Consider the following 25,952-nt stretch of genomic DNA (forward strand, 5'->3'; position numbering starts at 1 on the left):
GCATTCAGCCGAATGAGCTCAAAGCAATGCGTGAAATGTTACCTGAATGCCGTTGATTTCTCAGCTCTCATCCTCTCAAAAGCAGCGTTCACTCTCTGGTAACTTGTACCGCCGCACAGTTAAGATCTGCCAGACAAAGAAAAGGCGACCATGATATCGGCCGCCTTTGCGTGTTGGTAAAACATAAACCGTTGCGTTATCGCGTCGGTATTACATCTCCAGCTTGATATTTCTCACTCGGTAAACAACACCCGCTTGGGAAGCATCCCATTCCGCGAGTGTGGCGAAGGGTTTGTTCACTTTGGTGATGTCTAACGCGCCCGTATTGAGTTCCGACACTGGCACAGAGACTTGATGCCATTGGCCTGTTGCTAGGTTGCCAATGGGGTAATCGTTACCCGAACCCGTAGGGGATTCCATCTTCACGACCACGTTTTCACTTTGCGTTTCACCGGGACTCGCAGGTGAACCATAGCTTTCGATATAGATCTCGAAGGTCAGGTTGCCAGACGTGAAGTTAATCAAGTTCTGCGTTTTCCCCTGCACTAAGGCTACGCCTTTGAAAAACTCTGGGCTGGCAGCGTCATAAGTCACAGTGAATTCATGGGTGTCATCAGACGGGTCATTCCCCGTGAGAACAAGGTGATCTTCAATGTTTGCCCATGTATCTGTTCTGGCTTGCCATGTGACAAGGTTTGGCTCCCAGATCTCCCACACATCGACGGTGTCACCTAACAATGGTGGCAGTGTCGGCGCTTTAAGTGCATCGCAACTGATGGCATCGTCGGCAGGGTCCACACTGTGCGGCACATAGCGGATCTCACCGAGGTTAAATTCCACGGCTTCATCGGCGTAGATCAGGAATGACGTATTCAGAATAGAGAATGCCATGCCTTCGTCGGCGAAACACTGAAGCGGAATTTTGATTGTGGTCCACTGGGTTTCATCTTGCGCTGTTGGCGCAGGAAGCACTTTGTTGATTGCCACTTGCCCTAAACATGGCCATTCACAATGCGTCGCGAGCACCATGCTTTGTGGCGCTTGTGATTTCATGTCGATATCAAACTGCAAGGTCGCATCAGCATTGAGGTAGCCTTGCTTATCGACAACCTGTTGCTGCGGTGTTTGCATATACACCTGTGCAGGTGCTTCGCCGGTGAATTTCACATTGATCGCATCTTGTTGATGCAGGTGATCAATCGGTGTTGTAGTGATCGAACCAATGCTGGTGGGTGTGCCGTTGGAGATAGTGACACCCACCCAACCGTTAGATGAACCGGCAATGCGCGGCACAAATTCATCGGACGCGGAACGACCGTAAATTTCGAGGTTAGTGGTTGCCATACCGTCGTCTGGTGCATCAAGGCCGCAGCCATATTCACGCGGGTCGAGCGGCAAGTTGTCGAGATCAGTCTTGAGCTTGCTGCTTTTTTTCTTGTTGTAGGACAGGCCATAACCGTAAGCAAACAAGGGCGCATGTTCGCCTTCAATGTCTTGCTCCATGTCTGGTGTTTCATAGTCCATCAGGTTAGGGGCTTTACGGTTGATTGTTGTGGCGCACTTTGTGCCCGGCCAAGAGAACGAAAGACGACCGCGAAAATCTGATTTTCCTTCGCCAAACAACACATCTGTGATGCCGCCAGCTTCCGTACCCGGCAGCCATGCCGCGATGAAGGCATCAGAATGATTGATCTCTTCGTTCACATACAATGGACGGCCAGAATAGAATACGGAAACCACTTTGAAGCCTTTTTCTTTTAACGATTTGATCAAACGAAGATCAGCGCCATAAGACGATTTCAAGGTGGCGTATTCGAGTGTTTTGGTGGGATTGATGTCACCAAACATTTCGGCATACGGGTCTTCACCCATGACGACCACGGCAATCGCGTTTTCAGGCGCGGCATTCGCGTCGGTATACACGTTTTCCTCACCCACGTGTTGTTGCATCGCCATTAGCATGGTCGTTGCACCGGGGAAGTCATCTTCAAGGGTGTTTTCTGTGCCTTGCCACGTGAGTGACCAGCCACCTGTTTGCTTCTGAATATTGTGTGCGGCGCTACCAACCACGAGATAAGGTTGGTCGCTAGACAGAGGAAGTACCTTGTCGTTGTTTTTCAGTAGTACCAAGGATTGGCTAACGGCATCTCGTGCTAATTCGCGATGAGCATCAGAGCCAAGAACGTCTTGTTTGCCCGCAAGGCGTCGCAGCGATGGCTGAGGTTTATCCCATAAGTTTGCACGCATTTTGACGCGAAGAATACGGGTGACCGCATCGTCGATACGAGACATAGGGATGGTGCCATCGTTAACTTGTGCAATGACATTGTTATAGAACGCTTGCCAGTCTTTGCGCGCGGTGACCATAAAGATGTCATTGCCTGCCAACACGGCTTGTGGGCAGTTGCCAGCAGTACAGCCATTGATCTCGCTGTGACCGTTCCAGTCTGTGACCACTAAGCCATCAAAGCCCATTTTGTCTTTCAGTACGTCATTAACAATGTACTTACTGCCATGAAGCTTCTTGTTGTAGTTATCTGTGCCCATCACGTCGTAGTTGGCATCATCGTTCCACGAGTTGAATGAGGTCATGACGACTTGTGCGCCCGCATCGAGGCCAGAAAAGTAACCCGTTGCGTGAATATTTCGCAGGTATTCTTCGGTGTACTGATTCTTACCGCGGTCAACGCCTAGGCTGGTGCCGCCATCGCCAAGCCAGTGCTTCACGTTAGAAATGACATGGCTTTCGCTTTTCAGGCCACTTGCGCCACCTTGTAAGCCTTCCACCATTTTGCCAGCGTACTGATAGATGATTTCTGGATCTTCAGAGTAGCCTTCATACACACGTCCCCAGCGGTAGTCGCGGGGTGCGGCAACGGTCGGGGCGAATGTCCAATCAAGGCCAGTGGCGGCAACTTCAAGGGCAGTCGCACTACCAATCTGTTTGATCAGTTTCGGATTGTTTGCCGCACCGAGGCCGATGTTATGCGGAAAGACTGTTGCACGGAACACATTGTTGTGACCATGAACAGCATCGGTCGCCCACATAAATGGAATGCGAAAACCGCGATCGGCATAAGCATCTTCGAGAGCGAGATAGTATTTGTCGGCCTCGTCTACCCAATCTTGTGCACTGGCGTATTTGTTGCCATTAGGCCATGCGCCGCCACCATTGAGAATCGAGCCGATCTTATATTCTGCGGCTTCTTGCGGTGTCACGCTGCGAAGATCGGGCTGGATCATTTGTCCGACTTTTTCTTCTAGCGTCATTTGCGCAAGAATTTCCGAGACACGGCTTTCAATTTCCGGATCTTTGGGAATCGCACTGTTTATTTGTGGCCAGTCTGGGAAGTAAGGCACTTTTGATTCTAAAAAGCAGCCAGACAGAATTGCCAGCGAAGTCATTCCTGACACGATGATTTTTCCTTTGAGCATATTGCCCCTCCGAGGGTTCTCATTTGTCTTGCAACCGTGTACTCAATATTCAGCCAAATACGAAAGCGCTTTCTTATTGGCCTGAATATATCCCTCGAGTACGTCGTTTGTTCGGCTACGTATGCGTTTTACGGCCACACGCCAGAACTCTGGACAAAGAGTAGGGGCAAATTCATACATTAAATATAGTAAAAGTGCGAAACATCTTAGCGTATATGTTCCGCGCAACACTTTCTCAATAAAGGGAATACGGGTGTTAAATTAAACACCCAAAGCATAAGGTAAATATGAACTCAAACCGGGATGGCGTTTTTCTTGTCGTAAACAAAAAGGACACAAGGGCAGGGTGATGACTGGGTGACGAAGGGAGAGACACCAATGAGAAACGGGTATGACGAGAGACCAAAAATAAAGAAGCCCAGCCTAAACCGGAGCTTCTTTAGCACTTAAGGTGTTGGGTTGGCCTGCTTAGAGGGAGTAAGCAGACCGATATTCATCACGATGAGCTATTCAGTTAAATGCGCGAGCAAATGTGCCGCTGCATGTCACTGCGTAATCACCCACGAACGCAGGAATAAACACAGATTCACCTTTTTGCAGCGTTACGGCCTCGCCACTGGCGTGTGAAACGGTCAATGGGGCGTCAATCGCGAACAAAATTTCTGCGCTGGTGGTCTGGAGTGTTTCGTTCTCGGTGTCTTGATAAACGCCGAAGTTAAAATCAGGCACTGGAATAGGGTAAAGCAGTGCTTTGCCGCTGATTTCTGGCGCAAGAAGAATGGTGTCTTTCGGCATTGGCACGCAGCGGGTACAAGAAATCAACTCGGCCACGTCCATATGTTTAGGGGTTAAACCTGCGCGTAATACATTGTCTGAGTTCGCCATGATCTCAAGCCCTGTGCCTTTGATGTATGCGTGTGGCGTACAAGCATGCAGGAACATGGCTTCACCTGGCGCTAAGGTCAGGGTGTTCAGAATCAACGGAGAGAACAAGCCAATGTCGCCTGGGTATTGTTCTGCCAAAGTCAGTAGTAACGCGAACAATTCATCGGATTGGTACTCTGAAGCAAATGCGAGCAACTTGGTCACCGCTGCGTCTTTTTGCTCTCCTTCCAACGAAAGCAGCGCTTCAAAGAATGCGCTTAAGCCTTGCTCATTTTGGTTAGCATCCAGTGCCGCAACCAATATAGAAAGCTCATCAATATTCAGTTTGTGGAAGAAGGCTAAGATCTCCGCATAATCACGAAAACCATTCATCGCCGTGTATGACGTTAGCGCATAAACCAGTTCAGGCTTGTGGTTGGGATCTTTGTAATTACGAATGCCAGCAGAAAGAGGAATACCGGCCGCTTCTTCTTTGGCAAAGCCCGTTTCTGCTTGTGCTTTGCTTGGGTGAACTTGCACTGAGAGTGCTTTTTCTGCGCACAGTACCTTGAACAAATAAGGCAGTTCGCCAAATGTTTCTGCAGTTTCAGCACCAATGACGGCTGACATGTCTTTGTTGATGAAATCAGAAAGCAGGGTTTCTTTTCCATCGACAGTGATCTTGGCGCAGCCGTTTGAATGTGCGCCCATCCAGATTTCTGCTTGCGGTTTGTTGTCTGGGTTTGCAATGCCAAAAAGCGTATTCAGCGAGGTATAGCTACCCCAAGCGTAGTCTTGGATCACGTTATTCAATGGATAAAAGTATGCAGTCATTTTTCTTCTTCGAGCCTTCATTCAACTGGCGGAAAGTTTACCAGAAGTGAAACGGGGATTGATGCGTCAGCGCAAAAAAATCGCTCCCTGAATAAGAGGGAGCGAGAGATTCTTTGATTATGCAGCAGCAACCGTCACACCGTCTTTCTGTGCTTTTGCTTGACGCATCTTCTTCAGTGAAACGGCAACCAGAGCAGTCACAATGGCACCTGCGGCCATACAGGCAAGGGCAAGTACGGGTTTGTTCATCGCACCGAGCAGAGCAACAACTGGGCCACCGTGAGCAACACTGTTGGTAATGCCGAAGGAGAATGCCATCACTGCAGCAACCATTGAGCCGACTACGTTCGCTGGGATAACAGACATTGGGTCTTGCGCCGCGAATGGAATCGCACCTTCAGAGATACCCACCAGACCCATCGCGCCCGACGCTTTACCTGCTTCAATTTCAGAGTCTTCAAAGATGTTGAACTTGCGACCAATCACAGTGGCTAGCGCCATACCGAGAGGTGCAACAGGGATAGCACAAGCCATAGCACCCATAAATTGTGTTTGACCGCTGGCAATCATGCCAACAGAGAACAGGAAGGCCACTTTGTTGAATGGGCCACCCATATCAAAGCCTGCCATGCCACCAAGAACGATACCAAGTAGGATCACGTTGCCTGAACTCATGTTAGTCAGCATGGTGTTCAAGCCTTCCATTAGACCCGCAATAGGCGCGCCGATAACGAAGATGAACAAACTCGCAATAAACAAGCTACCTGCAATAGGGGCAATCATAATCGGTACGAGAGGTTGAACGAACTTGTGATAGTTGCGTGTGGCAATCCATTTCACGAAGTAACCCACCAACAAACCCGCAACGATTGCACCAATAAAGCCAGTACCGGCTTCTGCACCGTAGAATGAGCCGTTGTTCGCAATCCAACCACCAATCAAGCCTGGCGCCAAACCAGGGCGGTCAGCAATGGCATACGCGATGTAACCGGACAAGATAGGGATCATCAAGGTGAAGGCAACCACACCGACATCGAGCACTTTGTTCCAAAGGCTGCCCGCGGGTATCGCCATGCCTGCTTCGGTCGGTTGTCCGCCAATAGCCAGTGCCAGAGCAATCAACAGACCACCTGTCACCACGAACGGGATCATGTGAGACACGCCATTCATCAGGTAGCGGTACAAATCAGAACGGGCTTGAGAGGCTTTGCTCTCGCCTGAGTTCGCACTGGTATCGTCAGCAGATGCGACATATTTTGGCGCTTCTAGTGCTTGGTTGATCAAGCCCTTGGCGTCTTTAATTGGGGCTTTTACACCCGTCTTGATCAGACGTTTACCCGCAAAGCGTGCCATGTCGACTTGCTTGTCACAGCTGACAATAATCGCTTCGGCGCGGGCAATCTCTTCATCGGTAGGGCTGTTTTTTACGCCAATCGAACCGTTGGTTTCTACTTTCATTTCAAAGCCAAGTGCCGCCGCGCCTTTTTCCAGCGCTTCCGCCGCAAGGTAGGTGTGTGCGACGCCAGCAGGGCAGCCTGTCACGCCAATTAACAGGCCTTTGTTCGCTTCTGGTGAGTCTTCTTGGGCTTTTTTCTCTAGCAGCAAGGCCAGTGCTTGTTGTGAGCTTTCTGTTTGCATGAACTGATCGATAAAACCGTCTTCAATCAGTTTCGAAGAAAGTTCCGCCAGCACTTCAATGTGGTGATTTGCGCCGCCATCAGGTGATGCAATCATGAAAAAGAGTTTGGATGGCTGACCGTCTTCTGCACCGTATTCAATGCCTTGACGACTGATGCCGATGGCAACAGCTGGCTCGATAACAGAAGCGCTTTTCGCGTGAGGGAGCGCAACGCCGTCTTCAAATCCTGTGTTACCCAACTCTTCACGTGCATAGATATCGGCAAGAAATTGCTGCTTGTCGTTGACTCTGCCTTGAGCATGAAGCAGTTCGATCATCTCGATGAACACTGCGTCTTTGGTTGTCGCACTCAGGTTCAGGCAAATCAAATTTTCATTGATTAGCTTAGTAATCATGAAGTCACCCCTAAATGAATTGTTCGTATGATGGCGTTAGCCGATGAGACTATTTTCTGATGAATCACTGTTTGTCAGATAGAGGAAAGAAAAGGCATTTGCTGGATATTTGTAACATAGAATGCAGGCTGTGATCTTATTCTCATTAAGAGATGATGTGGATTATGTGAGTTATTTTTACATTAAATATGTAAATACAATAAGTTATTGATAGTTTTCAATGTCCGCATTAGTCAGTAAATTCCTGCGATGAGTGATTTTGCTAGAAATAAGTAACGCTTGATCTAACGTGGTGACGCGTTTTTTGTTGAGCTGGTTCACGCTATTGAGTCGTGACTTAGGGAATGGTTAGCGGCACTGACAGTGAGGCAGCATAATCGCCGCGTTATTGGTGTGGGAACGAGGGGAAAAGATGAGCCAGGTTTTTCATCTGCTTTTGGAAAATTTGTTATCAGAGCGTGAGCACTTCAATCGAATTTGGTTTGCGAGTGATCAAGTCACTCCGCCGCCATTCAGCTATCAGGTGAATTTCCCACGTTTAGAGTTAGTGATCAGTGGGGAATACCCCAACCAACTTGAAAACCCAGACAAGACCATTGGGGAAGTGAAACTGTTGGCGGGTGATGCGTTATTTGTGCCACCCAATAGCTGGAACAAGCCAAATTGGGACACGGATTGCTCTGTGTTGAGCTTACTGTTTGGTCAGCGACAACTCGGTTTTAGCCTGGTCAGTAAAGCTAAAAATCAGCCCGGCTTTTATGATGTGCAGAAATTCAGTATTCAAACCCGTACCGGACACGCCATCGATCATATCCTCAGTGCGTTAAATACACTGGCGACAGAGCCTGTTCGCAAGCCGATGGATGAACACTTGCTGCATGCTTTGTTGAGTTATTGTCAGTTAATGTTGGCCTCGCCCGTGGCGGGAACACGCAACCGCGTGGAAGATCTCTATCAAGGTATTTGTATCTACATTCAGGAAAACTTTCACCGTCAGGTCACCCGAGAATCCATTGCGCAGCGCTTTAACATGACGCCAAACCATCTATCACGTTTGTTTCGTCAACAAGGGCATATGCGTATGGCGGATTACATTACGTGGGTGAGGATTGATCGCGCTAAGTTTATGCTTAAGCGTTACGATTTTCGCTTGAACGAGGTGGCTACGCGTTGCGGCTTTCAGGATGTGAATTATTTCTATCGCGTCTTTAAATCGAAAACGGGCATGACGCCGTCAGAGTATCGCGGGGCGAATTAGTGATTCAATGGGCTAGCGAAACGGAACGTTAAGGGCGTTTAAGATCAAGAGTTCAAGAATATCAGCGCTGTTGTTTTCGGTCAGATACGCGCAGAAATCTGCCTCAAGAAGTTGCTGAGAAAAGCCAGAGAAGGCCACTATAGATTCACGTACGGGCGGTGTTGGCAGCATCAATCCAATCACACAAGAGACAGTCCCCCGTTGAGACGCCCAATTTAAGGGAGCGTGCGTAGTCGCTATCAGCAAATGCGCGTGTTTCACCTCGGGGGTCATTATATGAGGTAAAGCAACGCCATTTCCCATGCTCGTCGAAGAAACACTTTCCCGCTTATACAAGGCATCAAATAAGGTTTCTTGATTGCAGTTCTCATGCTTGGCGACCATCAAAGCAAACTGTGCCAGTAGGCCATGTTTGTCGAGTTCAGTGTCTCGTAGCCGATGGGTGACAAAATCAAAGGGCAGTGACTGATGATCGGATGGTGTGATTGGCGCGGATGACTTTCCGCCGGATATCAGCGAGGCATGTTCGTCAATAAAATCGGTCAATACCATGGAAGCAAGTTCGGCATCGTTACCTTCAATTTGTAGCTGGCACAAATCACTGGGTAATGCACTTAGGCTGAGGATGTGCATTGGCTGTTCGGCGTTGGCGGATTTACGTTGCGACAAGTTGACAAAAATAGTGACCGATCGAAAATGCCCCGCCAAGGTTCTCAAGCGGTTCAGCCTCCATGCTGGCAGTCCTTCTTCACCAATAAAGAAGGTGATCCGTCGGGTGATCATAAACGTTTGCAGCGCTCCAACACAGAGATTGGGTCAGTCAGCACTTCTTCAATCGTCACACAGTGGATTTTGCTTCCTGAAAATCGGGCGCGATCTTCAATCTCGATGTCTGATGCGATCAGCACGACATCGGCGCGGGCAATATCTTGAATACTGAGTGGGTTCTCAATGCCCATGGCGCCTTGAGTCTCCACATTGATATGAATACTCGATTGCAGCGCGGCTTTTTTTAGCTCAGCGGCGGCCATGTAAGTGTGGGCAATGCCTGTCGGGCAGGCGGTGACAGCGACTATCTTCATTATGATTATTTCGGCGTTTTTTGAGTGAAAAGTGAATAAAGCAAAAGGACGCGAATTGTCGTCGAAGAAATCCTTTCCGTCAGTGACTTAGCCCACGTTGTTATAACGATCTTCATGGTTGATAGGCGATTCGGACGATTTGCCGAATGGACAATGCCGACAGCCATTGCCACAGCAGGTTCCGCGCTTTAAGTGGTACCAAGCGGAAAACACCATAAAGCCGTTTTCCATCGTGTAGTCGAGTTCTTCGATGAGATTAGGGCTATTTGCGTAAGGTTTGGCTAGTCGAATGAGTTCGTTAGTGCTGTAGGTTTGATATATCTCACCGAGCTGGGTGTTTATTTTCTTCGCCAGACAAGCAGCGCAAAGGCAAGACAGATCAGCGGTATTGCTAACCGGAACGATGTTGGGGTATTGCATACACCAGCAGCTGCCGGAGTTAGCAGTGCAAGAAAGTGCGTCTCCGCACTTAGGACAATGGCTCATGACGACTATGCAGTTTGGAAAAGAGAGCCATTGTAACGCAATAAACCGTAATCATCTTGTCCCATCGCGGCATTAGTTGTTTCATATTTGGGCTGAGTTTTGATGGGATACATAGACCTGATTTAACCTTTCATTAACAAAATATGTCGAATGAATCAATATTGAGACAACGTCGTTTTTCAATTCAGGATATATATATTGCCTGTTATGAAAGGTCCTGACATTAGTCTCTATATTTGGTTAATTTTTAAGCTGATCTCGCCTCTTTGTTATGTAGTGAATGGAATATCGCTCCATAGTGACTAATTATTCAAAGGTCGGCTCGTTAGCAAACGCTTATTGCCATTAGTAAGACAAAAGAAAGGGGTTTCATGACTGGAATTTATACATAGTCATGGAGGCAATATGGTAAATGCAACAACAAATGGTGATGGCAAAATGAGCCTGACTGCCAAGGTTGTTATCGGCTTGGTCGCCGGTATTATTCTTGGTTTGGCAATTAATATTCTAGGGCTGAATCCTGCTGGTGGGTTCGTCGATACCTATATTACAAACGGTTTGTTCCACGTTGTGGGCAAAATGTTTGTGAACGCGTTAAAAATGATGGTAGTTCCGCTCGTCCTTTTCTCTTTGATTTGTGGTGTGTGCGGGATTGGCGACATAAAAATGCTTGGCCGTGTGGGGAGTAAGTCCTTCGGTCTCTACCTGCTAACAACTGCCATCGCAATTGCACTTGCGATTGGTGTGTCTGCACTCAGTGGTATCGGCTCTGGCATGAACATGGTTGCTGACGTTGCCTTTACGGGTAAAGATGCGCCACCGCTTTCACAAGTCCTGATCGATATCATTCCAAATAACCCAATCAGTGCGTTGTCAGAAGGTGAAATGCTTCAAATCATCTTCTTCGCTATATTGATGGGCGTTTGTATTTTGATGGTCGGTAAGCCGGCTAAAAAAGTCGTCGAACTTATCGAAGTTTTGAACGAAGTGATGATGAAGATGGTTACCGTCATCATGGAAATCGCGCCTTACGCAGTTTTCTGTTTGATCGCAAAAGCCATGGCAAGCCTAGGTTTGGCACTCTTCGCTGAATTGATTGGTTATGTTGTTGTGCTGATCGGCGTACTGATGATTCACCTCTTTGTTGTTCTGCCGACTTTCCTCAAAATATTCACTGGTCTGAACATCATGACCTTCATGAAGAAAGTGCGCAGCATGCAAGTGTTCGCATTCAGTACCGCGAGTTCTAACGCCACGATTCCTGTGACACTGCGTACAGTGACTCAGCGTTTAGGTGTGAAGAACTCTGTAGGGTCATTTACCGTTCCTTTCGGCGCCACCATTAACATGGATGGCACGGCGATCATGCAAGGTGTTGCAACCGTGTTCATTGCGAACATTTATGGCGTTGACCTTGGTATTGCAGGTTACCTCACTGTGATCGTGATGGCAGTATTGGCCTCAATCGGTACGGCGGGTGTGCCGGGCGTTGGCTTGATTATGCTTTCGATGGTATTCGCCCAAGTGGGTCTACCTCTGGAAGGTATTGGTTTGATCCTTGGTGTTGACCGTCTGCTCGATATGGTTCGTACTGCGGTGAACGTCACCGGTGATGCGACCGTGAGCTGTATTGTCGCGAAAAGCGAAGGCAAGCTTGACGAGTCTATCTTCAACGATCCAAACGCAGGCGCTGTTTTCGACGTTGAAATTGATCATGACGCTGAGAAAGAGCTAGCATCTGCTGCTAAAGACTAACGTAAACACGTTTTAATCAAAGAGCGCCCATAGGCGCTCTTTTTTTTGTGCTTAATTGGCGGAGAATTTGAATTAAATCGTCTCTCACTTTCCTTGTATCGCTCCCCATTTGGGCACTGCCCAACCTAGCCAAATCGCCAACAAGGCAGTACTGAGTGTGTATGAGGCCAATATTTCTATACTGGAGTTGGATATCTGACCCACCCCTAAAATGATTGCTGCCAACGCTGACATACCCGCAAGCGTCAGGAGAAAGCCTTTTATACCCATCGGCGCAGTGAGACGCTCTTGTTGGTGTCTGGCAAGACAAAGTACTGCTGAAAACGTGAATGAAAAAGCAGCGCAATAAAGAAACGTTGGCTGAATTTGGGTTAAAGCAAAAGGAATGATGATTGCGCCTAACCCAAACCAAAGTCGAACTGAGAGTATACGAAGTGCAAGATGCTGCGCGACAAGTACCACCAATACGCCAATAACCGCCCCAGCGATAACGTCGGTGACATAGTGCACACCAAGATAAACACGGCTTAAGGCAACGAGAACGGCGGGTACGAGCCAAATCACGAGTGTTGTTTTTCGTGCTCGATTAAGCCATGTGGACACCAAACCCCATACAGCAAAGGCAGTGGCAGTATGCCCACTAGGAAAAGCGAAACCGGATGCAGCGCCTAATTGTAATTCAGGGAAGACATAAAACGGACGTGGGACGCCAAAGAACAGTTTGCCGAATGACACCACGACGGTGACAAGTATTGTCACCAGTAACACTTCGGCGACACGCTTTAATCCGCCTGTTGCCATCGCGATGGGGATCAACACAAAGAACAAGACGCCATTGCCAAGTGCGGAAGTGTAATCGAGCAGCGTGGCCATTGTTTTGGTGATTGGCTTGGGTAACGCGTGAATGGCATTTTGAAAACGTTGGTTGATGCCTGCATTCCACACATCAAAAGGTGAGGCGAGGGCGCTAAAATCATCGAACTCTTGAATAGGGCTGTGCGTGGCGCTTTTCAGTAAAGCAGGGAACATTTCGACTTGTTCCGGGAAGCGAGCATTGTCTAGCATTTCTTGATTGGGCTTCATCAAGAAGACCGAGCGAACTTCGCGGGCGAAGTGTTCAGCCTGCCAAGCTGCCACTGCGGCTTTTTCTGCTTCAGCTGTTGTGTTGAGTACAGGAATGGGGGAGGTCGCGCGGCAATCAAACAATACGGCTTTACCCATTCTGGCGATTTCACCAATGGCTTCGACTTCTATTCCCGTTTCTTCTAGGGTTTCCCGAATGGCAGCATCAGCGGGGTTGTCACTGTCCACATAGCCTCCTGGAATAGCAATGCGATTATTCAGAATATCTCGGGTGACCAACACGCGCCCTTGGTCATCAGAGACTAGGCAAGCCGCCCCTTTTATCGTTTTATCCGTTTCTTGGGCAAACGAGGTGGAAAGCGTCAAAAGTGACAGTAAAGCGACAAGAAGGTAATGATGCATCTGAATGCTCTTAAAGGGTTCCCGAGGTGGCTATTGTAGCGGAGTCATGAAATCGATGCCTGAACAGATTTTCATTCTGATCAATTCGTTAATTTTTTATCTTTAAGATGTTGGTTTTTGGCACATATAGAGAGAAGTGACGTGGTTTTGCTGGCTTTTTGAGCGGTTGAGTTATTTGTAGTAGAAAAGGGGTTTACACACCCTGTGTTGGCCGTTAATATTCGCGGCAACAACGGAGAGATGGCTGAGTGGTTTAAAGCACCGGTCTTGAAAACCGGCGAGGGTTTATAGCCCTCCTAGGGTTCAAATCCCTATTTCTCCGCCAAATTCTTTCTTAAAAAGCCTTTGAATTTCAAAGGCTTTTTTTGTATCCCTGCCAAGAAATGTCGCACCCACACAAAGAGGTGAGACATATGTACCTGCAAAAAATGCCTTCGGGCGTCTTCCATTTCCGTAAAGCCATGCCTCGGGATTTGACAGGGATCGGTTACCCCTGCCATATCAAAATCAGCCTGTTGACCAAAGATCGGTCGCTTGCCATTACCCGCAATTTGGATATTGCCAAAGTCGTTCATGACTTGCTTATGCAATGCTCCAACACTCAGTTTCCAACCTTTAAAATTGAACTCGACAGCCGGGTGGATGCTCTTCGCCGAGACTATTGTGCATCGGGGTTAGTGCGTGTGACCGCTCCAGTAAGCGGTCAGGTGCATGCAACCTACAGCAGGCTCTGCTCAATGCAGGATGCGCTGGATCGTTTTATCGACGATAAATCTCAGGCAGGACTGCGCACGCTCACAGTGACGCAACTGTCGCAGCGCATCGGCCACTTTGTGGCTTTCAGTGACAATAATGTGCTGGCGAGCATTACGCGGTCACATCTGCATGCCTATGTCAGTGAACTCGTCCGTGAGGGGCGCAGTGCCAAGACCAACAAAGAATACGTGGCGGCGGTCAAGCAGTGGCTCAGTTGGTGTACAGAGAGGGCGCTGCTCAAAGTGAATCCTGCGTCTGGACTCTCAGTACAGTTCAAGGCGGAAAAGTTAGCGCGTGACAGCCGCGAACGTTGGACGGCGCCCCAACTTGCGTTGCTTCTTGGCAGTGAGGTCTGGGCATCGGAAAGCGATGCCTTTCGATGGGTGTCATTGCTGGTGGTATTGATGGGGATGCGTCCGGCCGAAGCGTGTCAGTTGCGCCCTCAGGATATCGTCGAAAAGGAGGGGATCGCCTTTGTGCGGGTGACAGATGCTGGGATGTACATGCGCGTGAAATCGCCCCATGCGGTGCGCGACATTCCTCTCCATACTGCTTTGCTGGAGCAAGGTTTTGTTGACTGGATGCAGAGTGCAAAGCGGACACACCTTTATCACGAAGTACCTCAAGGGGAAGTTGACTGGTCAAGACCTTTTCTGGTGCGATTTGGTCAGCTACTCGACACCCTGGGCTTTCAGGCAGGCGCGAGACCCACGGCCTACGGGCTTCGACACACCTTTGTGGATTGTCTCAAACAAGCGGGTATCAGTGAGGCCGTCGTCGCCGATATTGTGGGTCATTCAGTGCCGTCGCTGACCTACGGAAGATATGGAAAACGCACGCCATTAGCCCAGATGCAGGCTGCAATCAACACCATGACGCTGTCGTCAGCAGGAGGTGCGTATGCCAGCGCTTAACCTGTTGATGCTGTGTGATTTGCTTGAAGTCTTTGAGCAGATTGCACTGGGGCATGATACATCCGAAGACACGTTGCGCCGCTTTCAGGTCAATGGACTGGAGATGAACGACATTCAGGATATCTACACGATCTGGGATGCCATCATAAGTGGTGAGGGACTGACGGTTGAGGAGTTGGAATCCTACAACATTTCCCATGCAGCACAAGTCCGCTGGTTTGGCTCTCTGGATAACTTCAAGTGTCTTATCGCGTGCCGTGAGGCAAGTCAAAGGTACCAGTGGGCAGGGAAGGGGGATACCCAACAGCCTGACACATTCGCCCGAGCGTTGACGGCGATGCATCGGGGACTGGCACCGTTAGGTTTTGTTCTTTCGAACATGCACGGACAGGCCTTGCTGGAATTCCACCATCCCCAAAGCCGCCAGCACCTGATTTTACATATCAAGCAGATGAAGGATGACATGCACTAATCGCCGGGGACTTTGCGCCCCGTCACGCCGGATTTTCTGGCTGACCGGTGTGTGGACTCTGAAGCTGTTCGAGCCTTTCCAGCCTCTCGTTCATGCCCTGCATCAATGTGAAGAGATGCGGCGTGTGCGGATTCTGCAATTCGTTGAACGATGTCAGTGTCTCTTTGAAGATGTTGACCAAATTGTTTAAGTCGGTCTCTGCAATGCCGGATAGCGTCGACAATGCGGTCTCCAGCTTCTTCATCTGCTGCTCGATGCTGTCGAGACGGCGTTGCATGTGTTGGTTCGCTTGCTGGTGGTTTAACGCCTGTTGCTCGAGCTGCGCTTCGAGTGCCTTGATGTGTTTGTGATAGCGAAGTAGCTGTGCGTGAACCGCCTGAATGGTGTGCATGTGGTTGCTCCTTGTTGAAATGAAAATTGATGGCCTCGAGTCGCTCCAGGTACGCCTTGACGTCCTTGTCTATTGCCCGACGTTGCAAGGCGGCCAGCACTTCGAGAAGAGTGAGGAATGCCTGTTCGAATTCAGCGTGTGTCATGTTGTCGGAGAATTTTGGTATGACGATTGGCGTATCTATCGTCACTGACAGCATCTGACTGAGCATGTGGGAAATCGATGCGGGGCTAACCTCTGCTTCGGGAGGTGGTTTGCGATAGCGAAACGTTGGCTTGTTGTGTTTTTCATTCGGGTAACAACGCTGGCGCTGCGTGTAGGCGCGTTGCATCAGCATATTCCGTATTTCCCATTGCATCTCGCGCAGTACCCGCATGGTCGTCTCTTTATCATACCTGGCGTCCTGCACTCGGCTGGTAAACAGTGTGTCCGAGGTAAAGCGACGACTGAATGCAAACCCTTTGAGTCTTATCGGTTTGTTATCTGCGTTCAGCAAAGTGACGTATGCACCATGACGGCTCGACCCCAGGGACCATCGCTGGCCAGGCGCAAGACGAAGTCCAGTGTTCTTCGTAAATGCGTCTGAGCCCATTGTTCGGTAGACATCCTCAAAACACGTAATGTCAAAGGACTGGATCTTCGCGTACAGATAATCAATGGCCTTACTGCGCGCTTCAGGCTTACCCTTGAAGGGAGGCACAGGAAGGAAGAATTTGGACTTTTGTGGGACAAAGGCCCGTTTACGCCCTTCTTTCAGATATCTTTGGTCGTCTGGGCTGTTGAGGCCAAACTCGAGGTTAAAGTGGTCTCGGATGAGGTTGAATTCATACTCTTTGCCGGGATGCAGCGGATTCCAGTGATGGCCGCTCGACGGGCAAATCTGAGGAATAACATAGTTGTACTCCAGTCGGCCTTTGTCGGTATGTTGCACCCAATAGATCAACTGGTCTTCAAGACTCATGCCCGCGAACACGTATGCTTCAAACCGCGCCATCAGCTCACTGGCGAGGTGCGGATTTTCAGTAAGTATCGGGTTTTCCTCGATGCTCCAGCACAGCGCTCCGGTGATATATTTATGTCGATGTGGGGAGGTGTTGATAGCACTCCTTACCAGCTCACGCATGTGAGGGTTCAATATCAATGGCGGCATTGCGCGTTTGCGGCGCACTACACCGGCGCCATCTGACTCGATGTCATCCTCGCTGAGCAAGGCTTTGCGATCCCTCAGGCCCCGCTCTTTGATCAGCGCTTTCACTTGCATTTTTGACAAACGCGGATTGTCACCCTCCAGGTATTCCAGAAGGCGCCGCGAAAAATCCGGTCCGCGGTGGCTTTTTCCGCTGTCTCCCATAAGGATATTAATGGTCATCGGCGCCTCCGAAGGTAACGTCCATCTGCGCCAGAATGTCATCAGGAGATAGTGTTGCCGATGTGTCATCGGCGCTTTTATCACCATAGGTTTCGGCCAGCTCAAGGGTAAGTGCACGCAGCGCAGCTTCAAATGTCAGAAGGGAGTACAGCAACCCCTCTTGTGTTAAGCCTGGATTTTGTCTGTTGACTGCCCGCACGAGTTGATTGAAGTTGTTGCCATATCGCGACAAGGTTCGTTGGACCGCGCGGTAATCAATGTCCTGACGGCGATATCTCGCCAGCTTTTCGACATTCAGAGAGCGGCCAAATGCGCGCTTTATCACAATGTCACTCTCTGATTCGCCAGACAGTATTGATGCGACTTTTAGCGTCAGCCGGTCTTTCAGTGTCAGCCGGATACTCATCCGTTCAGTGAGCTTTTTGCTGTGAAAGCGGGCATTAATCCATTCCAATGAGGCGCCAGTTCTCGGCCCGCTAAATAACTTGGCAAGTCGCTTCTTGGCGGCGATCTGTGGATGGCGGCGATAGACATTCGCGACTTTTTCGGCGAGTACATTGAGCGCCGCCGCAGGTAGAGGTTTGTCTTCCCGGACTTGGTCTTTTCTGACTCGGACTGGCTTTTTGCTATTTTGCTTTCTCATTACCAGTCCTCCACGTTAGGTTGTGGCATACAAAGGCGCGTTAATAACACACCGATAGGACGCTTGTGGTGATACCACGGTTTACGCTTTTTGGGTTTTGCCTGCTCAATGTGCGCATCAAAACTGCGCTGATAGTGAGGTGCATCGGCCGGAATATACTGGAAATAGTGCCGGTCAATCATTTCCGTGGTGGCATGGCCAAGGTCTTGTGCAACGTGGATTTTATTGACACCCGCCAGCAGGCTTTGCGAAGTAAACGTCTGACGCAAGGTTTTTGGCGGGCGGTACTTCACGCAACATTCAGCCAGATAACATTTGAAGGCCTTACTGAGCTGACGGTCATCGGCGTAAGGCTTGTCTGTGCCGGGGCGTCGGAATACAAACCGACATTGTTTTTCGATAGGGTGCTGACCGTTATCGGTATAAAGCAGGACCGGTACGGCAGGGGCGTTGCCAGTAAGAGTGAAGAGCTTCTGCATTGCCTTCATCGCCGTGTCATTCAGTGCAATCACACGCTCACTGCCATCGTTTTTGGTGTACTTGTACCCGCGTCGGAAACGCGAGATATAGACCGTCATCCTGCGGTTTTTAAAATCCACCTGCTCCCACGCCAGCCCAAGCAACTCACCCACCCTGAGGCCCGTCGAGATCCCGACGATGAAAATCAGACGCATCATCGGACAGACCTTGGGCGTACTGGTTACCTGCTTTATCTCAGCAAGCGTGAAGGGATCAGGTTTGTCGGATTTTGGACGAGAGAGCTTTACCTTCCTGGCAAAGTTAATGTCAATCACACCTTCATCGACAGCCCGTTCAAAGACGTTAATGACAAGGGTCCGGTAGTCGATAACCGTTTTGAGTTTTAAATTTTCCAGAAGTGACTGGAAGAACTCTTCCAGCATCGCACGACTGGTACTCTCGATGTGCCAGTGCCCGATAAGTTGGTTAATTTTATTGAGGCGGGCCAACAATGTTGGTTTTGTGTTGTGGCCTGCGGTTGCTGCGTAGTGTTTCTTTGACTGTTCAATAAACACTCGTAATTCTGTGCCGTATTTTTCCATACGGTTTCTCCCTTAATCAGGCCTGACGGGAGCCGTACGGTGTCGTCAGACCATAATAAAATACCTGTGAATAAACATATTCACTCCTATCGGTTTATTATTATTTTTGCGACTCGGTTATTATTATCGAGGCAAAGGTCGGAAGTCTAGCGATCTAGATCACGTTAACTGTATTTTTATACAGTATTTATTTTCTCTTCGTCAGAGTGGTGGTGTGGGCAGATAAGTAGACAGTGTCAACGAGACCCCAGTGCATATCAGGAAGCTGTGAACTGACACTTTGATGCTAAAAGTGTGTTAGGTCAGCTTGGCCAGTGACAATGAACCGTCATCGTTTTTGAACCATTGCAGTTCATCACCTTCTTGCCAGCCCAGTTCTTTGAGCCACTCATCGGGTATGTCGATGAAAGGTTCGCCGCCTTTATCGGTCTTAACTTGCACTCTCATCGCGTTCCTCCCGTTTTGCGAAATGACCCCAGGCAGTATGGCGGCTGCCTAATCAACTAAGAACTGAATGTTAGTCAGTATAGGCGCACCTTTTTGACTAAATCTCAGGTTATTCGAGTCCTTCAATTTGGAGTTCGAGATGAACTTTTGTCTCTACTCGTGTCAGGTCGAACGGTTGTGGCCCGGGTATGTCTAAAAGCATCTTAGACCCGATATGATGTTGTTACCGCGTCACCACTATCTGCATTTTCTGAGTGAGGGGTCGCAGGGCACAGCCCTGGATTTAACGCGGCGGACTTGTACGTACAAGCGTGAATCTCGCTATGCAGTTAACAGGTCGGTGCGACTTCAGTTGTTTTGGTGCTATTCGTTTTACTGCGTGCCATGCAAGGCAACAAATCGTCGTTTCAGAGAAGCAGAACGGGAAATACACTCCAACTTTACGGAGCAAGCAGTATAGCTTTTATATTGTCACGCGTCGTATCGTACCGGCTTTCAAGTATTTGCTTTTGATTCTTTGTCAGAATCATTTCCATAGCGCGTAGCTTGCTTGATCTTTGCGCAGTTTAAACCCACTTCTCTTCTTTCATAATAACTCATACCAAGCATGCACTAAGTTTGATATATTTGTGGAAATTACTTGTGTGTTTTCATGAAGATGAGCTTATTTCAAGAGTATTTTTCTTATTGGGGGAAAGCGAGCCAGCGAACTGAAGCTCACTCAAGCTATCACCTTCTTCCATATCACAGCTTAGATGTGGCAGCTGTCGGCAAGCTCTTACTTGAACCGCATAAACCGATCACTAAGGATTTGAGCGAATTTTTAGAAGTATCACCAATGCAGCTAAACAGCATGTTTGTTTTCATGTTGGCTCTGCATGATTTAGGCAAGTTCTCCTCTGCGTTTCAAGGGCTATACCGATCACATAGCAGTGAACTTATTACACCTAGTAGCCGGGTATACGATGGCGCAAAATATCGCCATGACAGAATGGGATTGTTTTTTTGGCAAGACATCGAGCCCCAATTTTATGAGCAGCTAGCCATTCAACACGGGTGTTCAGTCAAAGAAGTAAGGGCATTCAAAAAATCAGTGATGGTGTTAATGCACTGCGTGCTTGGCCATCACGGTCAGCCAATTGACACGAAAGATGTAAAGGGAATAAAACCCTATACCGAGTCGCGCAATTTAGAGGCTGCTAGACAATTCCTAAACGATGTCTATGAACTGGTAAAGCCCGTCTTTCCGTTGGCGAAATTTTGTGACAAAAACTGGCGAAGTCGATTAGAGCAAGTGAGCTGGCAATTTGCGGGTTTGGCGGTGTTGTCTGACTGGATAGGGTCGAATCAGGATTTTTTCCCCTATCAAAGCCAGCACCAAACGTTAAGGGACTATTGGCTGACTGCACAAGTTCAAGCGAAAAAAGCACTTCAAGCTGCTGATCTAGGCCAGGTCCCCTTAGTCGCTTCTTTTGTGTCAGTAAAACATCACTTTGGTTTCGAACCCACTCCACTGCAAGCGTGGGCTGAAAAGGTTGAAGTAAACGATTCGCCTCAATTATTTATCCTTGAAGATGTCACCGGAGCTGGGAAAACAGAGGCTGCGTTGACATTGACGCATCGTTTAATGGCTGCGGGAGCAGCGGAAGGATTTTATTTCGGTTTGCCGACCATGGCGACATCGAATGCCATGTTTGCTCGCATAGCAGATCACTATCAAAAAATGCTGATCGGAAAGGGAGAATTCCAGCCAAGTATTGTGCTGGCTCATGGTGCGAGAGAGATGAATGATCGTTTTCGGCAAGCCAAGTTAGACTCCGGCCCACAAGATAGGCGATATGCCAAATCAGATACCACAGCCACCGCACAGTGTAACGAATGGCTGGGGGATTCTCGTAAAAAAGCATTGCTAGCTCCGGTGGGTGTAGGCACGTTAGATCAAGCCTTGTTAGCCGTGCTTCCACGCCGACATCAATCGTTAAGGTTGCTGGGTTTAAACCGTAAAGTACTTATTTTTGATGAAGTGCATGCAGCCGATGAATACATGTTCGAGTTGCTTGAACACTTGTTGAAATTACACCTACATCAAGGCGGTTCTGTGATTTTACTTACCGCCACCTTGTCGCAAAAGCAGCGTCAGCGTTTATCTAATATTTGGCTTAATGCTGCCGCAATCCCTTCTGTCACTCTTCAAGAAACCGCGTTTCCTTTAGCGACACACATTACCGTCGATCCGGCACAACCCTTAAAAGAAACGCCGTTGGCCAGTCGCGCTGATGTCAGCCGTGAGGTCGAAGTTTCGGTTATCCACAGTGAACAGGCCTGTCTTGAAACGGTTTTGAAAGCCGTAGAAAAAGGGAAGTGCGTGGTGTGGATACGTAACACGGTCAATGATGCACTTGCAGCCTACACCTTGGTGAAAAATGCGCTTGGCGATCCGGATGATTGTTTGTTGTTCCACAGTCGCTTTGTTTTGGCTGATCGCAAGCGCATTGAAAACCGAGTGCTCGATACGTTTGGCAAGACGTGTTCAGGCGATCAGCGCAGAGGAAAAGTACTTATTGCAACGCAGGTTTTTCAAGAAAGCCTAGATGCCGATGCCGATGTAATGATTTCAGATATTTGTCCTATTGACGATTTGATCCAGCGAGCGGGCCGCTTGCACCGCCATACGCGCAATGCGGAAGGGAGTTATCAAGCAGGGCTAAAAGACCAACGATCAGCACCCGTACTTTATGTGCATGCCCCTAAATGGGAAGAAAACCCAAAAGCCGATTGGTTAAGCCGCCAATTCCAACAAACCGAATATGTCTACCGCTCGCCGGGTCGATTATGGCTTGGGTTGCGCGAATTGCTGAAGCTCGGTGCTATTCGAATGCCGACAGAAGCGCGACAACTCATTGAAGCGGTATATAGCGATGAAGCATATGAAAAAATACCCGCTCCTTTGATGGATAAAGAGAATGGCTTGATTGGCGAGCAACGCGCCAAAGCCGCGAAAGCCGCCTCTCAACTATTGCAGTTCGATAAGGGCTATAGCGACAAAAGCTCAAAATACTGGGCCGAAGACCACACCGACATCAGTACCCGTTATAGCGACATCGAAACAGTGAGCGTTATGTTGCTGAAACAGAATGACGCTGGGGTTTACGTTCCGTGGGTTGATGCCCCGGAATTTGCTGTGGCACTAAGTACAGTGAAAGTATCGAAAAACAAATACGCCGACAAGCTCGCAGCGCTAACCGAAACTCAAACAGACACCGTGCATCGGGCCTATCCGCAGTCGATATATCTGCAATTATGGTTACCCGAGCAAGACCCGCTATTTACTTACGACACAACAACAGGCTTTTGTGAGCAGCAAAAGCAGGAGGTGTGATGAATATTGTTCAAGAACCTTGGCTCCCGTTTCGCATGAAAGATGGCAGTGAGAAAGTGTTGCCTCTGGCCAACATCTGCAACCGTGATGTTTTGGATTTCTCTCTTCCCCGCGCCGATTTTCAGGGGGCGGCTTACCAGTTTGCCATTGGTTTGTTGCAAACCGTTTTTGCGCCAGAAGACGACGAAGAGTGGGGTGAAACGTATCACACGCCGCCGGAAGTTGATGAACTGCAACAGGCGTTTGACACCGTCGCACATGCGTTCAATACCGTGGGTGACGGCCCCTTGTTTATGCAGGATTTTGAACCGCTGGACGATCAAAAACCAACGACCGTTGCAGGGTTGCTGATTGAAGCGCCCGGTGCAAATGGCATTAAACAGAACACTGACCACTTTATTAAGCGAGGTGTTGGTGATGTGATGTCGCTTGAAATGGCGGTGCTGGCCTTGTTTACCATGCAAAGTAATGCACCTGCAGGTGGTGCGGGTCACCGTGTTGGATTGCGCGGGGGAGGGCCTCTGACCACCTTGGTGATGCCGCTATCTGATACTGCAAGCTTGTGGCAAAAGCTATGGCTGAATGTGATGAATCGGGAGTCACTGGATAGCCAATGGGAGATCACAACCGAGGATCTAGCTAATGGAAGTATTTTTCCTTGGCTTGCCGCTACAAAAGAAAGCGCAAAAAAAGGCACCGAAATTTATCAAAAAGATGTCCATCCACTTCATATGTATTGGGCAATGCCTCGCCGAATCAGGCTCTTGGTCGAAGACACTGAAGATGAGTGCAAAATCAGTGGCATGGTTGCAAGTCAAACAGTCAAAAGTTACCTAACCAAAAATTATGGTGGTAACTATAGCGGCACATGGGCACATCCATTGACTCCTTATAAATGGGACCCAAAGAAGCAAGAAGAGCACCTTTCCATCAAGGGACAGCCTGGTGGCATAAATTATAAAACGTGGGATGTGCTTACCTTCACCAGTACAGAAAATGGTCAGTACTGTGCCAGTGTGATTGAGCATTACCAAAACGTTTTCAATGAAATTGGCGACACAGAGCAGCCGCGTTTATGGGCGTTCGGTTACGATATGGATAACATGAAAGCCCGTGGCTGGTACTCAACCACCATGCCAATCTTCCACGTTGATGCAGATTGTAACGATCAAACTGTCAGTGAAGTGAAGCGGTTACAGCACCTAGCTAACAATGCCCTGTGGCATACCCGCTCACAAATTAAGGCCGCGTGGTTCGATAAACCCGGCGATGCCAAAGGGGATACCTCATTCATTGACTTGGCGTTTTGGCAACGCAGTGAAGCGGCCTTTTTTAAGGCGGTAGAGTACATCACCACCCAAACCAAACAAGATTGCTATTTGAACCCGCAGCAAGCAGCTGAATGGCTAAATGCACTTCGCGGGGTTTGTACTGATCTCTTCGATGAATATGCCTTGTCTGAACTTGGCGACCCACGCTCAATGACCAAACGGATCAAGGCGCGACAAGCCCTGACGGGATGGCTATTTGGCGGGAAAGACATCAAGAACTTCTCAAGCGACTACAAAATACCCGACAAGAAGGATGTGGCGTAATGGAACAAAGCAACCACGGTTCAACGACGATACGTAACAGTGAAACAGTGAAATCCTCACTGCGCCGCTGGTGGCAAAGCATGATGCTATCGGCAGAAGAGCTGAAAGAGGAAAACATCCCACCGGCATCAAGTGGCATGAAAGCGCAGTTGAAACGCTGCGATTCGGTAGATGCCGCCATGATGACAGAAGGGTTTCGAGCTTTGTGGCAAAGCCTGCCGAACGAACTGACCGAGCAAGCAAAACCACAAGATGTAGAACGATGGGCAGCGATAGCCGCCGCACTGGTATACGTGCAGCAAGTGAGTGATGTAAAAATGGCTTTCGCCGCTGGCTCAAAAGAGGGTGGCGATAAATCTGTGGTGAGTGAAATGCGCTTTGCCCAGCTTCAGAATGCAAAAACGCCGGATGAATTCCTGCGCCGTTTACGCCGGATCTTGCTGCAAGTGAAGGGCAAAGTGGCTGTCGTCACGTTGGCTCAAGATATAGAACAGTGGTTTTTAGAGCAAAACGCATTTCGACCCCGCAAAGCCGACAATCGGATTTGCGTAAAGTGGGCAATGGATTATTACCGTGCTGCGGCAGCCAAAAAACAATAATTTTATACTCATCATTTGTATTAATACTGAATTTAATTTTTAAGGAAACGTTAACCATGAGCCAGTTTATTCAGCTTCACCTACTCACCTCTTATGCACCGTCTAACTTGAACCGCGACGATTTGGGCCGCCCGAAAACTGCGAAAATGGGCGGCTTTGAGCGCCTGCGTGTCAGCTCCCAAAGCCTAAAACGCCACTGGCGCACCTCCGAACTTTTTGAAGAAGCGATGGCAGGTAAGCTGGGCTGCCGAACTAAGCGTTTTGGCCAAACTCTATTTGATGCCTTGGTTGAAGCCGGAGTAAAAGAGAAGTCAGCCCAAAAGTGGGCGGTAGAGATGGCAGGGGAATATGGCAAACTGAAAAAAGGTAGCCTCGATATCGAACAATTGGCACACATCAGCCCTGCGGAAAAAGATGTCGCCCTTTCATTGGTCGCAGTGCTGGCGAGTGAAGATCGCGCCCCGACTGCCGACGAATTAAAGCAGCTAAAGTGCCAACAAACGGGCGTTGATATAGCCTTGTTTGGGCGGATGTTAGCTTCTTCACCTGAGTTCAACGTTGAAGCTGCATGCCAAGTTGCTCATGCAATCAGTGTTCATAGCGTGGTGGTTGAAGATGACTATTTCACAGCAGTAGATGATTTGAATGACGGTAAAACAGATGCCGGCTCGGCACACATTGGCGAAGCCGGTTTTGCTGCCGCTCTTTTTTATAGCTACATCTGCATTAACAAAACCCAACTGGTTGAAAGCCTTGATGGTGATGAAGTCTTGGCAAATAAAGCTATTCAGGCACTGACTGAAGCGGCAGTAAAAGTGTCGCCAACGGGCAAGCAAAATAGCTTTGGATCTCGTGCTTATGCCAGTTATGTGATGGCAGAGAAAGGCAGCCAACAACCCCGTTCGCTTTCGGTTGCCTATCTTAAACCAATACAAGATACCGATATGGGTGATGCCGCAATCAGTGCGTTGGAAAATCAAGCTGGGAATTTCGACAAAGTATATGGCCCGTGTGTCGATAGCCGTTACAGCTTGAACGCAATGGCCGGAGTAGGGTCATTTTCTGAATTGATGCAGTTTGTAGCCGAATAAGG

At 48.8% G+C, this 25,952-nt stretch carries 19 protein-coding genes and 1 tRNA gene; 9 read left to right on the forward strand and 11 right to left on the reverse strand.

The genetic code is table 11. From position 1 onward, the window contains the following. Nucleotides 1-210: 210 nt before the first annotated feature. From AC3CIC_RS05975 to AC3CIC_RS05985, 3 genes are all read right to left on the reverse strand, one after another. On the reverse strand, nucleotides 211-3,435 hold the full coding sequence (locus AC3CIC_RS05975) for a glycoside hydrolase family 3 protein (protein WP_488515603.1): 3,225 nt from the start codon (nucleotides 3,433-3,435) through the stop codon (nucleotides 211-213). A 510-nt stretch (nucleotides 3,436-3,945) separates the two neighbouring features. Further along, the gene (manA, locus tag AC3CIC_RS05980) at nucleotides 3,946-5,133 is read right to left on the reverse strand and encodes a mannose-6-phosphate isomerase, class I (RefSeq protein WP_488515604.1); all 1,188 of its coding nucleotides are present in this window, start codon (nucleotides 5,131-5,133) and stop codon (nucleotides 3,946-3,948) included. 117 nt (nucleotides 5,134-5,250) lie between these two features. Then, nucleotides 5,251-7,167 carry a PTS fructose transporter subunit IIABC gene (locus AC3CIC_RS05985; protein ID WP_488515605.1) on the reverse strand — a complete coding sequence of 639 codons (1,917 nt, stop codon included), beginning with the start codon at nucleotides 7,165-7,167 and terminating at the stop codon, nucleotides 5,251-5,253. A gap of 412 nt (nucleotides 7,168-7,579) precedes the next feature. On the opposite strand from AC3CIC_RS05985, the gene AC3CIC_RS05990 reads away from it, so the two are divergent. Beyond that, nucleotides 7,580-8,425, forward strand: coding sequence for a helix-turn-helix transcriptional regulator (locus AC3CIC_RS05990; RefSeq protein ID WP_016959221.1), 846 nt, complete (start codon nucleotides 7,580-7,582; stop codon nucleotides 8,423-8,425). Between the two features lie 12 nt (nucleotides 8,426-8,437). Here AC3CIC_RS05990 and AC3CIC_RS05995 read toward each other — a convergent pair whose 3' ends face one another. The 3 genes from AC3CIC_RS05995 to AC3CIC_RS06005 all read right to left on the reverse strand — a co-directional run bounded on the left by AC3CIC_RS05995 (nucleotide 8,438) and on the right by AC3CIC_RS06005 (nucleotide 9,927). Then, nucleotides 8,438-9,208, reverse strand: coding sequence for a PTS sugar transporter subunit IIA (locus AC3CIC_RS05995; RefSeq protein WP_488515606.1), 771 nt, complete (start codon nucleotides 9,206-9,208; stop codon nucleotides 8,438-8,440). Beyond that, nucleotides 9,205-9,507 (reverse strand): PTS fructose transporter subunit IIB, encoded by a 303-nt coding sequence (locus AC3CIC_RS06000; protein WP_026024063.1) that lies wholly within the window; start codon nucleotides 9,505-9,507, stop codon nucleotides 9,205-9,207. The genes AC3CIC_RS05995 and AC3CIC_RS06000 overlap by 4 nt, the downstream gene beginning before the upstream one ends. Before the next feature lie 87 nt (nucleotides 9,508-9,594). Then, nucleotides 9,595-9,927: a C1orf53 family protein gene (locus AC3CIC_RS06005; protein WP_488515607.1), complete on the reverse strand. Its 333-nt coding sequence runs from the start codon at nucleotides 9,925-9,927 to the stop codon at nucleotides 9,595-9,597. A gap of 471 nt (nucleotides 9,928-10,398) precedes the next feature. Between AC3CIC_RS06005 and AC3CIC_RS06010 the strand changes: the two genes are divergently transcribed. After that, nucleotides 10,399-11,748, forward strand: a complete 1,350-nt coding sequence (locus tag AC3CIC_RS06010) for a dicarboxylate/amino acid:cation symporter (protein ID WP_488515608.1) — start codon at nucleotides 10,399-10,401, stop codon at nucleotides 11,746-11,748. Nucleotides 11,749-11,832: 84 nt separating this feature from the next. Here the strand turns inward: AC3CIC_RS06010 and AC3CIC_RS06015 are convergent, their stop codons facing one another. Continuing rightward, nucleotides 11,833-13,233, reverse strand: a complete 1,401-nt coding sequence (locus tag AC3CIC_RS06015) for a bifunctional NUDIX hydrolase/phosphatase PAP2 family protein (protein ID WP_488515609.1) — start codon at nucleotides 13,231-13,233, stop codon at nucleotides 11,833-11,835. 234 nt (nucleotides 13,234-13,467) lie between these two features. Here AC3CIC_RS06015 and AC3CIC_RS06020 point away from each other — a divergent pair. The 3 genes from AC3CIC_RS06020 (at nucleotide 13,468) to AC3CIC_RS06030 (ending at nucleotide 15,375) form a co-directional block, all read left to right on the forward strand. After that, nucleotides 13,468-13,558, forward strand: a tRNA-Ser gene (locus AC3CIC_RS06020). Between the two features lie 88 nt (nucleotides 13,559-13,646). Continuing rightward, the gene (locus tag AC3CIC_RS06025; protein ID WP_488515610.1) at nucleotides 13,647-14,903 is read left to right on the forward strand and encodes a tyrosine-type recombinase/integrase; all 1,257 of its coding nucleotides are present in this window, start codon (nucleotides 13,647-13,649) and stop codon (nucleotides 14,901-14,903) included. Beyond that, nucleotides 14,890-15,375: a hypothetical protein gene (locus tag AC3CIC_RS06030; RefSeq protein ID WP_488515611.1), complete on the forward strand. Its 486-nt coding sequence runs from the start codon at nucleotides 14,890-14,892 to the stop codon at nucleotides 15,373-15,375. The genes AC3CIC_RS06025 and AC3CIC_RS06030 overlap by 14 nt, the downstream gene beginning before the upstream one ends. Here the strand turns inward: AC3CIC_RS06030 and AC3CIC_RS06035 are convergent. The 4 genes from AC3CIC_RS06035 to AC3CIC_RS06050 form a co-directional block, all read right to left on the reverse strand. Further along, nucleotides 15,372-17,135 carry a relaxase family protein gene (locus AC3CIC_RS06035; protein ID WP_488515612.1) on the reverse strand — a complete coding sequence of 588 codons (1,764 nt, stop codon included), beginning with the start codon at nucleotides 17,133-17,135 and terminating at the stop codon, nucleotides 15,372-15,374. The two genes, AC3CIC_RS06030 and AC3CIC_RS06035, sit on opposite strands and share 4 nt — an antisense overlap. Beyond that, nucleotides 17,125-17,778 carry a hypothetical protein gene (locus AC3CIC_RS06040; RefSeq protein WP_488515613.1) on the reverse strand — a complete coding sequence of 218 codons (654 nt, stop codon included), beginning with the start codon at nucleotides 17,776-17,778 and terminating at the stop codon, nucleotides 17,125-17,127. Before AC3CIC_RS06040 ends, AC3CIC_RS06035 begins: the two co-directional genes overlap by 11 nt. Next, nucleotides 17,778-18,839 (reverse strand): tyrosine-type recombinase/integrase, encoded by a 1,062-nt coding sequence (locus tag AC3CIC_RS06045; RefSeq protein WP_488515614.1) that lies wholly within the window; start codon nucleotides 18,837-18,839, stop codon nucleotides 17,778-17,780. Before AC3CIC_RS06045 ends, AC3CIC_RS06040 begins: the two co-directional genes overlap by 1 nt. A 297-nt stretch (nucleotides 18,840-19,136) precedes the next feature. Continuing rightward, on the reverse strand, nucleotides 19,137-19,286 hold the full coding sequence (locus AC3CIC_RS06050) for an AbrB/MazE/SpoVT family DNA-binding domain-containing protein (protein ID WP_488515615.1): 150 nt from the start codon (nucleotides 19,284-19,286) through the stop codon (nucleotides 19,137-19,139). Between the two features lie 652 nt (nucleotides 19,287-19,938). Here AC3CIC_RS06050 and cas3 point away from each other — a divergent pair. The 4 genes from cas3 to cas7e are packed head-to-tail and all read left to right on the forward strand — an operon-like array spanning nucleotide 19,939 to nucleotide 25,950. Beyond that, nucleotides 19,939-22,665 (forward strand): CRISPR-associated helicase Cas3', encoded by a 2,727-nt coding sequence (gene cas3, locus AC3CIC_RS06055; protein ID WP_488515616.1) that lies wholly within the window; start codon nucleotides 19,939-19,941, stop codon nucleotides 22,663-22,665. Next, nucleotides 22,665-24,260: a type I-E CRISPR-associated protein Cse1/CasA gene (casA, locus tag AC3CIC_RS06060; protein ID WP_488515617.1), complete on the forward strand. Its 1,596-nt coding sequence runs from the start codon at nucleotides 22,665-22,667 to the stop codon at nucleotides 24,258-24,260. The genes cas3 and casA overlap by 1 nt, the downstream gene beginning before the upstream one ends. Further along, a complete protein-coding gene (gene casB / locus AC3CIC_RS06065; RefSeq protein ID WP_488515618.1) occupies nucleotides 24,260-24,859 on the forward strand; it encodes a type I-E CRISPR-associated protein Cse2/CasB in 600 nt (199 codons plus the stop codon). Before casA ends, casB begins: the two co-directional genes overlap by 1 nt. A 56-nt stretch (nucleotides 24,860-24,915) precedes the next feature. After that, on the forward strand, nucleotides 24,916-25,950 hold the full coding sequence (gene cas7e, locus AC3CIC_RS06070) for a type I-E CRISPR-associated protein Cas7/Cse4/CasC (protein ID WP_488515619.1): 1,035 nt from the start codon (nucleotides 24,916-24,918) through the stop codon (nucleotides 25,948-25,950). The last annotated feature ends 2 nt before the right edge of the window (nucleotides 25,951-25,952 follow it).

Source organism: Enterovibrio sp. QJM3NY_24 (genome assembly GCF_057786035.1).

Coding starts and splice junctions, on each gene's coding strand:
- cas3 (WP_488515616.1), top strand. CDS start 19,939: ATGAAGATGAGCTTATTTCAAGAGTATTTTTCTTATTGGGGGAAAGCG.
- AC3CIC_RS06045 (WP_488515614.1), bottom strand. CDS start 18,839: ATGGAAAAATACGGCACAGAATTACGAGTGTTTATTGAACAGTCAAAG.
- AC3CIC_RS06015 (WP_488515609.1), bottom strand. CDS start 13,233: ATGCATCATTACCTTCTTGTCGCTTTACTGTCACTTTTGACGCTTTCC.
- AC3CIC_RS06040 (WP_488515613.1), bottom strand. CDS start 17,778: ATGAGAAAGCAAAATAGCAAAAAGCCAGTCCGAGTCAGAAAAGACCAA.
- AC3CIC_RS05995 (WP_488515606.1), bottom strand. CDS start 9,208: ATGATCACCCGACGGATCACCTTCTTTATTGGTGAAGAAGGACTGCCA.
- AC3CIC_RS06035 (WP_488515612.1), bottom strand. CDS start 17,135: ATGACCATTAATATCCTTATGGGAGACAGCGGAAAAAGCCACCGCGGA.
- AC3CIC_RS05990 (WP_016959221.1), top strand. CDS start 7,580: ATGAGCCAGGTTTTTCATCTGCTTTTGGAAAATTTGTTATCAGAGCGT.
- AC3CIC_RS05975 (WP_488515603.1), bottom strand. CDS start 3,435: ATGCTCAAAGGAAAAATCATCGTGTCAGGAATGACTTCGCTGGCAATT.
- manA (WP_488515604.1), bottom strand. CDS start 5,133: ATGACTGCATACTTTTATCCATTGAATAACGTGATCCAAGACTACGCT.
- AC3CIC_RS06000 (WP_026024063.1), bottom strand. CDS start 9,507: ATGAAGATAGTCGCTGTCACCGCCTGCCCGACAGGCATTGCCCACACT.
- AC3CIC_RS06050 (WP_488515615.1), bottom strand. CDS start 19,286: ATGAGAGTGCAAGTTAAGACCGATAAAGGCGGCGAACCTTTCATCGAC.
- AC3CIC_RS06010 (WP_488515608.1), top strand. CDS start 10,399: ATGGTAAATGCAACAACAAATGGTGATGGCAAAATGAGCCTGACTGCC.
- cas7e (WP_488515619.1), top strand. CDS start 24,916: ATGAGCCAGTTTATTCAGCTTCACCTACTCACCTCTTATGCACCGTCT.
- AC3CIC_RS06005 (WP_488515607.1), bottom strand. CDS start 9,927: ATGCAATACCCCAACATCGTTCCGGTTAGCAATACCGCTGATCTGTCT.
- AC3CIC_RS06030 (WP_488515611.1), top strand. CDS start 14,890: ATGCCAGCGCTTAACCTGTTGATGCTGTGTGATTTGCTTGAAGTCTTT.
- casB (WP_488515618.1), top strand. CDS start 24,260: ATGGAACAAAGCAACCACGGTTCAACGACGATACGTAACAGTGAAACA.
- AC3CIC_RS05985 (WP_488515605.1), bottom strand. CDS start 7,167: ATGATTACTAAGCTAATCAATGAAAATTTGATTTGCCTGAACCTGAGT.
- casA (WP_488515617.1), top strand. CDS start 22,665: ATGAATATTGTTCAAGAACCTTGGCTCCCGTTTCGCATGAAAGATGGC.
- AC3CIC_RS06025 (WP_488515610.1), top strand. CDS start 13,647: ATGTACCTGCAAAAAATGCCTTCGGGCGTCTTCCATTTCCGTAAAGCC.